Source organism: Streptomyces sp. SPB074 (genome assembly GCF_000154905.1).
Taxonomy (GTDB): Bacteria; Actinomycetota; Actinomycetes; order Streptomycetales; family Streptomycetaceae; genus Streptomyces.
This window is the reverse complement of the sequence record NZ_GG770539.1, coordinates 5,264,573-5,278,500: the sequence shown is the minus strand read 5'-3', so window position 1 is coordinate 5,278,500 and position 13,928 is coordinate 5,264,573. Positions and strand designations below refer to the sequence as shown.

Sequence of the window (13,928 nt, the reverse complement as noted above, 5' to 3'; positions counted from 1 at the left end):
TGCGCGACAGCGTGGACCTGGCGGAGGCCCCGGCAGCGGCCGCGGGCGGCGCCAAAGGACACGGGCGACGGTACGAGTCCCACGCCCCCTCCCACAGCTCCGGCACCCGCCCCGGGCCGGGGCCCCCGACGAAGGACCCGCCCCGGCCCCCGGTCGCGTATCCGACGGCCGGCCGGACACGAGGGACCCGGCCCGGGGGAGACGGGCCCGTACGGCGGCACGCGAGAAGCCACCGGCGGCACACGATCGGGGCCACCCGGTCCCTGTGCCGGGTGGCCCCGCTCGTGTGCCGCCGGTGGCTTCTCGCGTGCCGCCGTACGGGCCCGTCTCCCCCGGGCCGGGTCCCTCGTGTCCGGCCGGCCGTCGGCTACGCGACCGGGGCCGGGGCGGGTCCTTCGTCGGGGCCCCGGCCCGGGGCGGGTGCCGGAGCTGTGGGAGGGGGCGTGGGACTCGTACCGTCGCCCGTGTCCTTGGCGCCGCCCGCGGCCGCTGCCGGGGCCTCCGCCAGGTCCACGCTGTCGCGCAGGGTCGCCGGGGTGAGGAAGGCGGCGGCGAGGATGCCGACGAGGGCGATGAAGGCGGCGATCAGGAAGATGTGGCCCGTCGTGTCGCCGTACGCGCCGCGCACGACCTCCCGGACCGGGGCGGGCATCCCGCCGACGTCGAGCGTGCCGCTGCCGCCGCCCGCCGCGGTGGCGTCGATGCCGAGCTTGCCGAGTCCGTCCGCGATCCTGCCGCCGACGCCGTTCGCGAGGACGGCGCCGAGCACCGAGACGCCGATCGTGCCGCCGAGCGAGCGGAAGAAGGTGATGGCGCCGCTGGCCGCGCCGAGTTCGTGGAGCGGCACGGTGTTCTGGAGGACGAGGACGAGGTTCTGCATCGACATGCCGACGCCCGTGCCGACGAGGAACATCCACGCGCCGACCACGACGAGGGAGGTGTGCGCGTCGATCGTGGCGAGGCCGAAGAAGCCGCCCGCGAGGATCACGGTGCCCGCGAGGATGAACGGCTTGACCTTCCCCGTCCTGGACACGAGCCGTCCCGCGACCGTCGAGGCCAGGAGCACCCCGGCCATCAGCGGGATGGTCAGCAGGCCCGCCTGCGTCGGGGACTTGCCGCGCCCGATCTGGAAGTACTGGCCGAGGAAGACCGCGCCGCCGAACATCGCCATGCCGACCGCGAGGCTCGCGACGATGGCGAGCGCGGGGTCGCGGCGCCTGATGACGTGCAGCGGGATGACCGGCTGGGCGACCTTCGCCTCGACCGCGAGGGCCGCGCCGAGCAGGACCACCGTGCCCGCGAGCATCGCGCCCGTCTGCCAGGAGATCCAGGCGAAGTCGTTGTCGACGAAGGTGACCCACAGCAGCAGGAGGCTGACCCCGGCCGCGATGAGCGCGGCACCCCAGTAGTCCACCTTCGTCTCCGGGCGGCGGATGTCCTCCAGGTGCAGGGTGCGGGCGAGGATCACCGAGGCGAGAACGGTGAAGGGCAGCGCGATGAAGAAGCACCAGCGCCAGCCGAGCCAGTCCACGTCGGTGATCGCCCCGCCGAGGAGCGGCCCGCCCACCGTCGCGACCGCCATGACGGCGCCGAGGTAGCCGTTGTACCTGCCGCGTTCCTTCGGGCTGATCATCGCCGCGATGATCACCTGCACGAGCACCTGGAGGGCGCCCATGCCGAGGCCCTGCACGGCGCGGAAGCCGATGAGCGTCGCGGTGTTCTGCGCGAACCCGGCCCCGAGCGAGGCGACGACGAAGATGCCGATCGCGACCTGGAGCAGCAGTTTCTTGTCGAAGAGGTCGGCGAGCTTGCCCCAGATCGGCGTCGAGGCGGTCGAGGCGAGCAGGGTCGCGGTGACGACCCAGGTGTACTGCGACTGGGTGCCGCCGAGGGAACCGATGATCTGCGGCAGCGCCACCGAGACGACGGTCGAGCTGATCATCGCGACGAACAGCACGATGAGGAGCCCGCTCAGGGCCCGCAACACGTGCCGGTGATCCATGACGGGCTGGTGATCCGCGGGGGCGGAGTCGCCGGACTCCGCCGTCACCACCGAGGGGGCGCTCACGGGCTGCCTCCGGACAGAGGGGAGAGGGGGATGCGGGACGGCCGGCCCAGGCGCTCCCGCTGCCGCCGCGGGCCCCGCGCCAACGGATTCACCATACATGCGCACTGGGCAATTTTGCACACTGGGCACGTAAAATGGGTCGCCTACGATGGACGGACCATGGAGAGCACAGTGGGTCTGCGCGAGCGCAAGAAGGCCGCCACCAGGGAGGCCGTGCACAAGGCGGCGCTGGAACTGGCGGTCGAGCACGGTTTCGAGAACGTCACCGTGGAGGCGATCGCCGACGCGGCCGGCATCTCGCGCCGCACCTTCTCCAACTACTTCACGGCGAAGGAGGACGCGGTCCTCTGGGGCGAGGAGCAGCACATCAAGGCCCTCGTCCGCGCCTTCCGCGCCCGCCCCGCGCACGAAGGCCCCTGGCAGGCCCTCGCGGGCGCGGTCACCGACCGCTTCCCCGCCGAGGGGACCATCGACCGCGAGACCGCGCTCCGCAGCCGCCTCGCCCTGCACCACCCCGCCCTGCTCGCCCGCCAGCTCGCCAACCACGCGGTACTCGAAACGGACCTGCGCGAGGCCATCAGCGACCGCACCGGCCTCAGCCCCCTGGAGGCCGGCTGCCTCGGCGCCGCCTTCCTCGCCTCCCTCCGCCTCGCGATTAGCCGCTGGATCACGGACGACGAGACCGACGACCCCCGCGAACTGATCCGCGAGACGATGGCGACGATGGCCGGGGTGTTCGGCTGACACCGGACGACGGCCTCCGCCCAAGGGCCGCCCCCGCCCGAGCCCCGGTTCCGCCCGGAGGACCACCTCCGCCCCGCCCGCACCCCGGCCCCGCGCACGCGAACGGCGGGGCACGACGCCCTCGCGCCACACCCCGCCGCCGTCGTACGGCCGCCCCTCGCGACGCGGCCCCGCGTACGGCCGCCCCTCGCGACGCGGCCCCGCGCCCCTACAGCACCGGCAAATTCTTCCGCAGTTCGAAGGCCGTGACCTCGCTGCGGTACTCCTCCCACTCGGACTTCTTGTTGCGCAGGAAGAAGTCGTAGACGTGCTCGCCCAGCGTCTCCGCGACGAGTTCGCTGCGTTCCATCAGGGCGATGGCCTCGCCCAGGTTCTGGGGAAGGGGCTCGATGCCCATCGCGCGGCGTTCGGCGTCGGAGAGGGCCCACACGTCGTCGTCGGCGCCCGGGGGGAGTTCGTAGCCCTCCTCGATGCCCTTGAGGCCGGCCGCGAGGAGGACCGCGTAGGAGAGGTACGGGTTGGCGCCGGAGTCCAGGGAGCGGACCTCGACCCGCGCCGAACCCGTCTTGCCCGGCTTGTACATCGGGACGCGGATGAGCGCCGAGCGGTTGTTGTGGCCCCAGCAGATGTACGAGGGCGCCTCGCCGCCCGCGCCCGCCGTGCGCTCGGTGCCGCCCCAGATGCGCTTGTAGGAGTTGACCCACTGGTTGGTGACGGCGGAGATCTCGTCGGCGTGTCGGAGGAGACCGGCGATGAAGGAGCGGCCGACCTTCGAGAGCTGGTACTCGGCGCCGGACTCGTAGAAGGCGTTGCGGTCGCCCTCGAAGAGCGAGAGGTGGCTGTGCATCCCGGAACCGGGGAACTCCGAGAACGGCTTCGGCATGAAGGTCGCCTGCACGCCCTGCTCCAGCGCGACCTGCTTCATGACGAGGCGGAAGGTCATGATGTTGTCGGCCGTGGAGAGGGCGTCGGCGTAGCGGAGGTCGATCTCCTGCTGGCCCGGGGCGCCCTCGTGGTGGCTGAACTCGACCGAGATGCCCATCGACTCCAGCATGGTGATCGCCTGGCGGCGGAAGTCCATGCCGACGTTCTGCGGGGTGTGGTCGAAGTAGCCGGAGTTGTCGGCGGGGGTGGGGCGCGAGCCGTCGACCGGCTTCTCCTTGAGGAGGAAGAACTCGATCTCGGGGTGGGTGTAGAAGGTGAAGCCGAGGTCGGACGCCTTCGCGAGCGCGCGCTTGAGGACGTAGCGGGGGTCGGCGAAGGACGGCGAGCCGTCCGGCATGAGGATGTCGCAGAACATGCGCGCGGTGCCGGGGGCCTCGGCGCGCCAGGGCAGGACCTGGAAGGTGGCGGGGTCGGGCTTGGCGATCATGTCGGACTCGTAGACGCGGGCGAAGCCCTCGATGGCGGAGCCGTCGAAGCCGATGCCCTCGTCGAACGCCTGCTCCAGCTCGGCCGGCGCGACGGCGACGGATTTCAGGAAGCCGAGGACGTCGGTGAACCACAGGCGCACGAAACGGATGTCCCGCTCCTCAAGCGTGCGGAGCACGAACTCCTGCTGCTTATTCATATCCACCAATCCTTGCTGGTCGAGCCGCCTTGCACCGTTGCCGTGCCCTGGGCGTACGAGCATCCCACCACACGATTTCCCGCAGGTTGCGAACACAAGGACGATCTCCCCCGGAGCAACCGCTCCCGCCATAGTGCATCCCCCGCACGCCGCGGCCGGCCGGCCCCGGGGGCGCGGGAGGCCGCGCCCATTGTGGGGGACGGCTCCCCCACCGGTCGACCCGCTCCCCCACCGGCCCCGGACGGCCGCGCAAATCCCCTGCGACGCAAGGACCTTGGGGGCAGACGCGGGGGACGGACGCTCGCGCGCGAGGCGGCGCCACCCGCGCGTACCGCCCCAAGGCGGGGTAAAGGACACGCCACGGATCGCGCCGAGAATGCCTCGAAATCAGCAAAGGGCGCGACGCCGGTTCACCCTCCGTGCCCCGTCCGGCCCCTCCCCGCCCCCACATCGCGTCAGAGAGACGATTACACTGGCGACCGTGCCTCAACTACGTCTCGCCATGAATCAGATCGATGCCGTCGTCGGTGATCTCGCCGGCAACGCGGACGCGGTCCTGCACTGGACCCGGCACGCCGCCGAGCGGGGCGCCCACCTGGTCGCCTTCCCCGAGATGGTGCTGACCGGCTATCCCGTGGAGGACCTCGCGCTGCGCTCCACCTTCGTGGAGGCCAGCCGCGCCGCCCTGCACGCGCTCGCCACCCGCCTCGTCGAGGCGGGGCTCGGCGGGCTGCCCGTCGTCCTCGGTTACCTCGACCGCAGCGAAACCGACCAGCACCGCTACGGGATGCCCGCGGGCTCCCCGCGCAACGCCGCCGCCGTGCTGCACGGCGGCCGTGTCGCGCTCCGCTTCGCCAAGCACCACCTGCCGAACTACGGCGTCTTCGACGAGTTCCGCTACTTCGTGCCCGGCGACACGCTGCCCGTCGTGCGCGTGCACGGCGTAGACGTGGCGCTCGCCATCTGCGAGGACCTGTGGCAGGACGGCGGCCGGGTGCCCGCGACCCGCGCGGCCGGGGCGGGGCTGCTGCTGAGCATCAACGCCTCCCCCTACGAGCGCGAGAAGGACGACACGCGCCTGGAGCTGGTCCGCAAGCGCGCCCGGGAGGCGGGCTGCACGACGGCGTACCTCGCGATGTCGGGCGGCCAGGACGAGCTGGTCTTCGACGGCGACTCGATCGTCGTGGACAAGGACGGCTCCGTCATCACGCGTGCCCCGCAGTTCACCGAGGGCTGCTTCCTGCTCGACCTCGACCTGCCCCCCGCCCCGCCCGAGGAGCCCGCCGGAACCGTCCACGACGGGCTGCGCATCGAGCACGTCACGCTCTCGCCGACGCCGCTGCCCGCCTACGAGCCGGAGTACACCGGCCAGTACGCCGAGCGCCTGGAGGACGCCGAGGAGGTGTACGGGGCACTCGTGACGGGGCTGCGCGCCTACGTGCGGAAGAACGGTTTCCGCACGGTCCTCATCGGCCTCTCCGGCGGTATCGACTCCGCGCTGTGCGCGGCGATCGCCTGCGACGCGATCGGCGCCGAGCACGTCCACGGCGTCTCGATGCCGTCGAAGTACTCCTCGGAGCACTCCAAGGACGACGCGGCCGACCTCGCCGCGCGCACCGGCCTGCACTACCGCACCGTGCCGATCGCCCCGATGTTCGACGCCTACATGGACGCGCTCGGCTTCACCGGTCTCGCCGAGGAGAACCTCCAGGCGCGGCTGCGCGGCACGACGCTCATGGGCATCTCCAACCAGGAGGGGCAGATCGTCCTGGCGCCCGGCAACAAGTCGGAGCTGGCGGTCGGCTACTCGACGCTCTACGGGGACGCGGTCGGCGCGTACGGCCCGATCAAGGACGTCTACAAGTCGCAGGTCTTCGCGCTCGCGCGCTGGCGCAACCAGGCCGCCGAGCAGCGCGGCGAGACGCCGCCGATCCCGGAGAACACGATCGCGAAGCCGCCGAGCGCCGAGTTGCGCCCGGGCCAGGTGGACACGGACTCGCTGCCCGACTACGACGTGCTCGACCGGGTCCTGGCGATGTACGTCGACCAGGACCAGGGTGCGGACGCGATCGTCGCGGCCGGTTTCGACCCGGAGGTCGTGGCGCGCGTGCTGCGCATGGTGGACGGTGCCGAGTACAAGCGGCGCCAGTACCCGCCGGGGACGAAGATCTCCCCGAAGGGCTTCGGCAAGGACCGGCGGATGCCGATCACGAACCGGTGGCGGGAGCGCGCCGGGGCGTGAGACCCCGGGGACGGGAGGGGCGGGGCGGATGTCCGGTGCCGTTTCCGCCCCTCTCGCCTTTCCGCGGGTGGCCCTTTCCCGGGCCGCCCCGGACCCCGCTCCGCGAGCTCCCCCCGGACTTCGGCCGGGAGGTACCCCCGGAGGGGCCGGATTGTCCGGGCCCGGGCCCTCAGCTCGTCGTCGCCAGGCGGATCGAGGCCGCCACCGGGAGGTGGTCGGAGCCGGTGCGGGGCAGGGTCCAGGAGGAGACCGGTTCGGCGCCGCCCACGAGGATCTGGTCGATGCGGGCCATCGGGAAACCGGCGGGCCAGCTGAAACCGAAGCCCTTGCCCGCCGCGCCCTGGGTGGAGCGGAGCTGGGAGGTCACCGGGGAGAGGGCCCGGTCGTTCATCGTGCCGTTGAGGTCGCCGACGAGGAGCTTGTTGGTGAGCGGTTCCTCGCGGATCGCCTCGCCGAGCGCCTCGGTGCTGCGGTCGCGCTGCCCGGCGACGAAGCCGGTGTCGAGCTTGACGCGGACCGAGGGCAGGTGCGCGACGAAGACGGCGACGGGGCCCTTGGGGGTCTCGGCGGTCGTGCGCAGGGCGCGTTCCCAGCCCAGTTCCAGGTCCACGGGCTTGGTGCCGCGCAGCGGGTACTTGCTCCAGAGCCCGACGGTGCCCTTGGTGACGTGGTAGGGGTACGTGGCCTTGAGGGCGCTCGCGTACCGCGGCACGGCCTGCTCGGTCAGCTCCTCCAGGGCGAGGAGCTGGGCGCCGGAGCCGACGAGGGTGCGGACGGTGCCGGGGAGGTCGCCGTTCTCGGCGTTGACGTTGTGGGTGACGACGGTGAGGTCGCCGCGCGACTGGTCGTGGCCGAGGACGAGCCCGCCGAACAGGTTGAGCCACACCGCGACGGGCAGGACGAGGGCGAGGAGCGCGGTGGCGGAGCGCCGTACGAGGGCGAGGACGAGCAGGACGGGCACGAAGACCCCGAGCCAGGGCAGGAAGGTCTCCAGGAGGCTGCCGAGGTTCCCGACGCGGTTGGGGACGTGCGCGTGCACGACCATGAGGCCCGCGAGCGCGAGGGCGAGCACGGCGAGCACGATGCCGCGCCGCCACATCCCCGCGAGCCGCCCGCCGCCGGGCGCCGCGGTGCGCCGGCCCGCGAGGCGCATCCGGCCGCGCAGTCCTTCCGGGCGCTGTCCCTCACTGCCCGTCTCCGCCTTGTACGCCTGCGCCATCGTGCCGCCTCACTGACCACCGTGCACCCGTTCCGCCCCTGACCCTAGGGGATGCGCGGACCCCTGTTCGCCGCCACGGCGCACCTGTGTGAAGTCTGGGCGCGCGGGGGCCCGGCGGGAGTTCCTGGTTGGGTGCGGGCTGTGGCTTTTGTGCGTGCCGGAGCGGGCCCCTCCTTCCGGCATCACGTGCGAGGTGTCACCATGGGGAGTGAATCCGGGGACGCCGCAAGGGCGCTTCGAGATGACCAGAAGGAGCCGCGTGATGAGCGAGCTTTCCGCTGCCCGCGCACAGTCCGCACCCCCCTCGGGACCCCCCTCCGGCGAGGGCGCCGCACCCACCGGGACCCTCTACGGCAAGGCCGTGCGCCGCCGGGTCACCGTGCACGACATCGCCCGCGCCAAGGAGCGCGGCGAGAAGTGGGCGATGCTCACCGCCTACGACGCCATGACCGCCTCCGTCTTCGACGAGAGCGGTATCCCGGTCCTCCTCGTCGGGGACTCGATGGGCAACTGCCACCTCGGCTACGACTCGACGGTGCCCGTCACGCTGGACGAGATGACGATGCTCTCCGCCGCCGTCGTACGGGGCACCAAGCGCGCCCTGATCGTCGCCGACCTCACCTTCGGCTCGTACCAGGAGGGCCCCCGGCAGGCGCTGCGTTCCGCGATGCGCCTCGTCAAGGACGCCGGCGTGGGGGCCGTGAAGCTGGAGGGCGGCGAGCGCTCGCACGAGCAGATCAGGACGCTGGTGGAGGCCGGTATCCCGGTCATGGGCCACATCGGGCTCACGCCGCAGTCGGTGAACGCGATGGGGTACCGGGTGCAGGGGCGCGGCGAGGAGGCGGCGGCCCAGCTCCTGCGCGACGCGAAGGCCGTGCAGGACGCGGGGGCCTTCGCCGTCGTGCTCGAACTCGTCCCGGCCGAGCTGGCCGCCGAGGTCACGCGCACGCTCGCGATCCCGACCGTCGGCATCGGCGGCGGCGCGGCGACGGACGCGCAGGTGCTGGTGTGGACCGACATGATGGGGCTCACGGGCGGCAAGGTGCCCGGCTTCGTGAAGCAGTACGCGGACCTGCGCGGCCTCCTCGGCGGCGCGGCCCGCGCCTTCGCGGCCGATGTCGCGGGCGGTGTCTTCCCGGCGGCGGAGCACGAGGTGCACTGACGGGGGGGGGGCGCCCGGGGACGGGCGCGCCCGCGGGGTTTCGTGGCGCGCCGACGTCCGTGAGGGCGCGGTGAGGCCTCGCGTCCCGGCCGGGGCCGGTCCGGCGGGTTCTTCCCGCGGGGCCGGCCCTTTCGCGTGCCGTCGCGTGCCGGGAGATGACACCAGGGGGCGCATCGCGCACGCCCCCCCCCGGGGTCGCAATCCACCGACAGATCGCCTCTTTCCGCAGGTCACAGGCGTGTAGGTGAGTTGTGGGCGGCTTGTCGGTGGGGGCTGTCAGGGTTATCGGCATGACGCGAATCGATACGACGAACACACCGAAGGGGCGCGGGGACGGCGGGGACATCGCCGTCTCGGTCCGCGGTCTCAAGAAGCACTTCGGCAGCACCAAGGCGCTCGACGGCGTGGACCTCGATGTCCGCCGGGGCACCGTGCTCGGGGTCCTCGGCCCCAACGGCGCGGGCAAGACGACCCTCGTGCGCTGCCTGTCCACCCTGCTGACGCCGGACGCGGGCTCCGCGACCGTGGCGGGCATCGACGTACTGCGGCAGCCCAAGGAGCTGCGCCGCAGGATCGGCCTCACGGGCCAGTACGCCTCGGTCGACGCGAAGCTCTCCGGGCGCGAGAACCTGTACCTGATCGGGCGGCTGCTCGACCTGAGCCGTGCCGAGGCGCGGCGGCGGGCCGACGAACTGCTCGAACGGTTCTCGCTCACCGAGGCCGCCAAGCGCGTGGCGGGCACGTACTCCGGCGGGATGCGCCGCCGGCTCGACCTCGCCGCCTCCATGATCGGCCGCCCGGCCGTGCTCTACCTGGACGAGCCCACCACGGGCCTCGACCCGCGCACGCGGCAGGAGGTGTGGAGCGAGGTGCAGAGCATGGTCGGCGAGGGCGTGACCGTGCTCCTGACCACGCAGTACATGGAGGAGGCGGAGCAGCTCGCGAGCGAGCTGACCGTCATCGACCGCGGGCGGGTCGTCGCCGAGGGCGCGATCGACGAGCTCAAGTCCCGTGTCGGCGGCCGGGTGCTGCGGGTGCGCCCGGCGGATCGGACGGTGCTGCCCGAGGTCGCCCGGCTCGTGCAGGAGAGCGGCCTCACGGGGCTCGTTACCCCGGTCCTCGACCAGGAGAGCGGCAGCGTTCTCATCCCCCTGCTGAGCGACGAACAGCTCACCGCGGTCATCGGGCTGCTCGCCGCGAAGGACGTGGCGCTCGCCGACGTGCGCACCGAGCTGCCGAGCCTCGACGAGGTCTTCCTCTCGCTCACGGGCCAGAAGGCCACCCACACCGACCGGACGGAGCCGCAGGACACCGCCCCCGTACGAGAGAAGGTCTCGGCATGAGCACCGCCACCCTCACCGCGCCCGGCCCGGCCCCCGTCGTCGCCGAGGGCAGGATCGGGCCGCGCGCCCACCTGCGGCACATCGGGGCACTGACCCGCCGCAACATCCTGTGGATCAAGCAGGACCCGGAGTCGATGTTCGACGCCATCCTGATGCCGATCGTCTTCACGCTGCTCTTCGTCTACGTCTTCGGCGGCGCGATCGCCGGCAAGGGCAATCAGCAGGAGTACGTGAACTATGTCGTCCCCGGCCTCATGGCCATGATGGGGATGAACATGGCGACCGGCGTGGGGACGGGCTTCAACCAGGACTTCCAGACCGGCGTCATGGACCGCTTCCGCAGCCTGCCGATCGCGCGGTCCTCGGTCCTCATCGCGAAGATCATGGTGGAGATCCTGCGGCTGATCATCGCGGTGGGCGTCCTGCTCGCGGTCGGTTTCGCCCTCGGGCTCTCGGTCGCCCACGTGCCGGGACTCCTCGCCTCGATCGGCCTGTCGATCCTCTTCGGCTCCTCGCTCATGTGGATCTTCCTGACGCTCGGCGTGACGATGAAGAGCGCGCAGGCCATCCAGGCGATGGGCTTCCTCGTGATGATGCCGCTCCAGTTCGGCTCCTCGATCTTCACGCCGACGTCCACGATGCCGGGCTGGCTCCAGGCGTTCACCGACTACAACCCGATCTCGACGCTCGCGGACGCCTCGCGGGCGCTGTGCAACGGCGGCCCGCTCACGCACGGCCTGACCTGGACGCTGGTCTGGACGGCGGCGATCACGGCGGTCATGGCGCCCATCGCGATCCACAAGTTCCGGACGAAGTCCTCCTGAGCGCCGCGGGCACGGGGGACGAGCGTGGTGTGCGCCAGGTGGCCGCGGTTCCGGCCGGGACGATCAGTCCCGGTCCGGGGGCGCGGCTTCGCCCTGCCCGGGGGCCGCGGGGGCGCCCTCGCCGGAAGTCCCGCCCCCGTCCGGGCCGGCCGCCTCGCGCAGGAGGACCAGGCCCTCGCGGAGGCTGAGGCGTTCGCCCTCGGTGCGGGCGGCGGCGAGGGCCCCGGCGTCGAGCGGGAAGGTGTCGTCCGCGAGGGCTTCGGCGAGCAGGCCCTCGGTCTCGGCCCGCAGTTCGCGTTCCACGCGGCTGGGGTGGCCGCGTTCGGGCAGGGCGGCGGTCACGGCGGCGGCGAGCCGCGCGGCGAGGAGGAGATCGGCGGCGGAGCGGTGGGCGGCGCCGCGCCGGGCGAGGGCCCAGGCGGCGGTCTGGAGATGCCCCGCGGGCAGCTGGGGGGCCATGAGCAGGGACAGGTCCTCGAAGGCTCTGTCCATGCCCTGCCCGAGGCGGCGCAGACTCTCCTCGTATCGGCCTTCGAGGGCGTCGAGCCAGCCCTCCACGCTCCCGATCATGCTGTCGAAGAGGACGAAGCCGCCGGTGCCGAAGTCGTCGCGCAGCCGGGCGACGACCCGCCGGGCCTCGGCTACGCGGCCGGTGCCCGCGTAGCGCATGGCGAGGAAGAGGAAGGCGGCGGGACGGGCCTCGGAGTTCGCGGGGCCGTCCTGCTCGAAGATGTCGAGCAGCAGCTTCTCGCCGCGCTCGGCCTCCCCGGGTTCCCCGGACTCGACCAGCAGGCCGCCCATCCGGGCGCGCAGGACCCCGGTCTGGCTGCGCGCGCCGAGGGCGGTGGCGTACATCGTCGCCTCCTCGTAGTCGGCGGCGGCCTCGGTGTAGCGCCCGTACCACTCCAGGACCTCGGCGCGCGCGGCGAGGGCCTCGGCCGCGCCCCAGCCGTCGCCGAGTTCGCGGAAGATCCGCAGCGCCTCGCCCGCGTCGGCGAGGGCGTCGCCGTCGAGGTCGGTGCGGTGGGCGAGGAGGTTGGCGCGGTTCTGGAGGGAGAGGGCGAGTTCCCAGGGCAGGCCGAGTTCCCGCGCGGTGCGCACGGTGCTGTCGACGACGTCGTGGACGCGGGCGATGTCGGCGGTGAACAGGACGGCGAGGAACCAGATGTTCGCCGGGGGCCGGCAGGTCTGCGGCAGGCCCGGCCGGTAGATCTCGGCGACCCGGCGCAGCCGTCTGCGGCCGGCCGGGTCCTTCCAGCGCTCCATGTCCATGTCCATCTGCGCGAGATGGATGAGGTGCACGCCGCGCCTGGCCTCCTCCAGTACGGGCCCGGTCCACGGCAGCGGGGTCGCGGTGCAGCTCTCCGCCACCGGCTCGGCCGCGGGGGCGCCCTCGGCGAAGGGGTCGGGGCCGAGCGCGGCCGCCGCCCCGGCCCAGTCCAGGGCCTCGCCGCGCGGGCCGCGGATCTGCCAGTACCAGGCGAGCGAGAGGACGAGGCACAACGCCTCCTGCTCGTCGGCCGCCTCCACGGCCGCGTGCAGGGCGAGGCGCAGGTTCTCGTACTCCGTCTCCAGGAGGGAGATCGCGGCGGCCTGCTCCCGGCCGCGCAGGAGCGGGTCGGTGGTGCGGGCGAGTTCGCGGTAGTGCAGGAGGTGGGCCCGGCGGGTGGCGGCCGTGGCGCCCTCCTCGGCGAGGCGGCCCGCCGCGTACTCCGCGACGGTCTCCAGGAGCCGGTAGCGCATGGTGCCGTCGGCGGCGGGCGCGGCGGTGACGAGGGACTTGTCGACCAAGGCGCCGAGCACGTCGGGCACGTCGGCGGCGGGCGCGCCGGGCGCGGCGCACACGGCCTCGACGGCGGCGAGGTCGCAGCCGCGCGCGAAGACGGAGAGCCGGGCGAGCACGGCGCGTTCGCGCGCGTCGAGCAGGTCCCAGGACCAGTCGACCACGGCCCGCAGGGTCTGCTGGCGGGGCAGCACGGTGCGGCTGCCGGTGGTCAGGAGGCGGAAGCGGTCGTCCAGGCGGTCGGCGATCTGGCGCGGGGTGAGCAGGCGCAGGCGTGCGGCGGCGAGTTCGATGGCGAGCGGGAGGCCGTCGAGGCGGCGGCAGATCTCGGCGACGGCCCCGGGGTCGCTCGCGGGCGTGAAGCCGGGGCGGACGGCGGCGGCGCGCTCGGTGAAGAGCTGCACGGCCGCGGGCTCGGGCAGGGGCTCGACGGGCCGCAGCACCTCGCCGGGGATGCCGAGGGGTTCGCGGCTGGTGGCGATGACCGTGAGGTGCGGGCAGCGTTCGAGGAGGGTCTGCGCGAGGTGTGCGACGGCCCCGACGAGGTGTTCGCAGTTGTCGAGGAGGAGGAGCATCCGGCGCGGGGCGCAGTACTCGGTGAGCTGGGTGAGGACGTCCTCGTGCTGCCGCTCCGTCGCGACGCGGAACTCCTCGGCCCCGGCGCCGCGCAGCACCGTCTCGCGCGCGCCGACCGCGCCGAGCACGGCGGCGGGGACGGCGGCCGGGTCGGTGACGGGGGCCAGTTCGGCGAGCCAGACGCCGTCCGGGGCGCGGTCGCCGAGGGCTTCGGCCGCCTCCTGGCTGAGCCGGGTCTTGCCCGAACCGCCCGGCCCGAGGAGCGTCACGAGGCGGGCGGCGGCCAGGTCGCCGCACAGCGTCTCGATGTCCGTGCCCCGGCCGACGAAGGAGGTGAGGCGGGCCGGGAGGTTGCCGCGCCGGGGCGGGCGCGCTTTTTTTTTTTTTTTTTTTGCGG

The 13,928-nt window shown here is 73.1% G+C and carries 9 protein-coding genes; 5 read left to right on the top strand and 4 right to left on the bottom strand.

Annotation, left to right across the window (positions count from 1 at the left end; all coding sequences use genetic code 11):
- Positions 1 to 367 precede the first annotated feature (367 nt).
- Entirely contained in the window at positions 368 to 2,002 is a 1,635-nt protein-coding gene (locus SSBG_RS22370) for an MDR family MFS transporter (protein WP_050776926.1), read from the bottom strand.
- Positions 2,003 to 2,227: 225 nt separating this feature from the next.
- Between SSBG_RS22370 and SSBG_RS22365 the strand changes: the two genes are divergently transcribed.
- The gene (locus SSBG_RS22365) at positions 2,228 to 2,812 is read left to right on the top strand and encodes a TetR/AcrR family transcriptional regulator (RefSeq protein WP_008748344.1); all 585 of its coding nucleotides are present in this window, start codon (positions 2,228 to 2,230) and stop codon (positions 2,810 to 2,812) included.
- A 208-nt stretch (positions 2,813 to 3,020) separates the two neighbouring features.
- On the opposite strand, the gene SSBG_RS22360 is transcribed toward SSBG_RS22365, so the two are convergent.
- Positions 3,021 to 4,382 (bottom strand): glutamine synthetase family protein, encoded by a 1,362-nt coding sequence (locus SSBG_RS22360; protein WP_008748343.1) that lies wholly within the window; start codon positions 4,380 to 4,382, stop codon positions 3,021 to 3,023.
- 481 nt (positions 4,383 to 4,863) lie between these two features.
- Here SSBG_RS22360 and SSBG_RS22355 point away from each other — a divergent pair, with 481 nt between their 5' ends.
- Positions 4,864 to 6,624, top strand: coding sequence for an NAD+ synthase (locus SSBG_RS22355; RefSeq protein ID WP_008748342.1), 1,761 nt, complete (start codon positions 4,864 to 4,866; stop codon positions 6,622 to 6,624).
- A gap of 169 nt (positions 6,625 to 6,793) precedes the next feature.
- Here SSBG_RS22355 and SSBG_RS22350 read toward each other — a convergent pair whose 3' ends face one another.
- Positions 6,794 to 7,723 carry an endonuclease/exonuclease/phosphatase family protein gene (locus SSBG_RS22350; RefSeq protein WP_420790342.1) on the bottom strand — a complete coding sequence of 310 codons (930 nt, stop codon included), beginning with the start codon at positions 7,721 to 7,723 and terminating at the stop codon, positions 6,794 to 6,796.
- A 382-nt stretch (positions 7,724 to 8,105) separates the two neighbouring features.
- Here SSBG_RS22350 and panB point away from each other — a divergent pair, with 382 nt between their 5' ends.
- From panB to SSBG_RS22335, 3 genes are all read left to right on the top strand, one after another.
- Positions 8,106 to 9,005 carry a 3-methyl-2-oxobutanoate hydroxymethyltransferase gene (panB, locus tag SSBG_RS22345; protein ID WP_008748340.1) on the top strand — a complete coding sequence of 300 codons (900 nt, stop codon included), beginning with the start codon at positions 8,106 to 8,108 and terminating at the stop codon, positions 9,003 to 9,005.
- A gap of 290 nt (positions 9,006 to 9,295) precedes the next feature.
- On the top strand, positions 9,296 to 10,348 hold the full coding sequence (locus SSBG_RS22340) for an ATP-binding cassette domain-containing protein (protein WP_008748339.1): 1,053 nt from the start codon (positions 9,296 to 9,298) through the stop codon (positions 10,346 to 10,348).
- Positions 10,345 to 11,172 carry an ABC transporter permease gene (locus tag SSBG_RS22335; protein ID WP_008748338.1) on the top strand — a complete coding sequence of 276 codons (828 nt, stop codon included), beginning with the start codon at positions 10,345 to 10,347 and terminating at the stop codon, positions 11,170 to 11,172. Before SSBG_RS22340 ends, SSBG_RS22335 begins: the two co-directional genes overlap by 4 nt.
- A gap of 63 nt (positions 11,173 to 11,235) precedes the next feature.
- On the opposite strand, the gene SSBG_RS22330 is transcribed toward SSBG_RS22335, so the two are convergent.
- On the bottom strand, positions 11,236 to 13,928 hold a 2,693-nt coding region (locus SSBG_RS22330), incomplete at its 5' end, for an ATP-binding protein (RefSeq protein ID WP_008748337.1).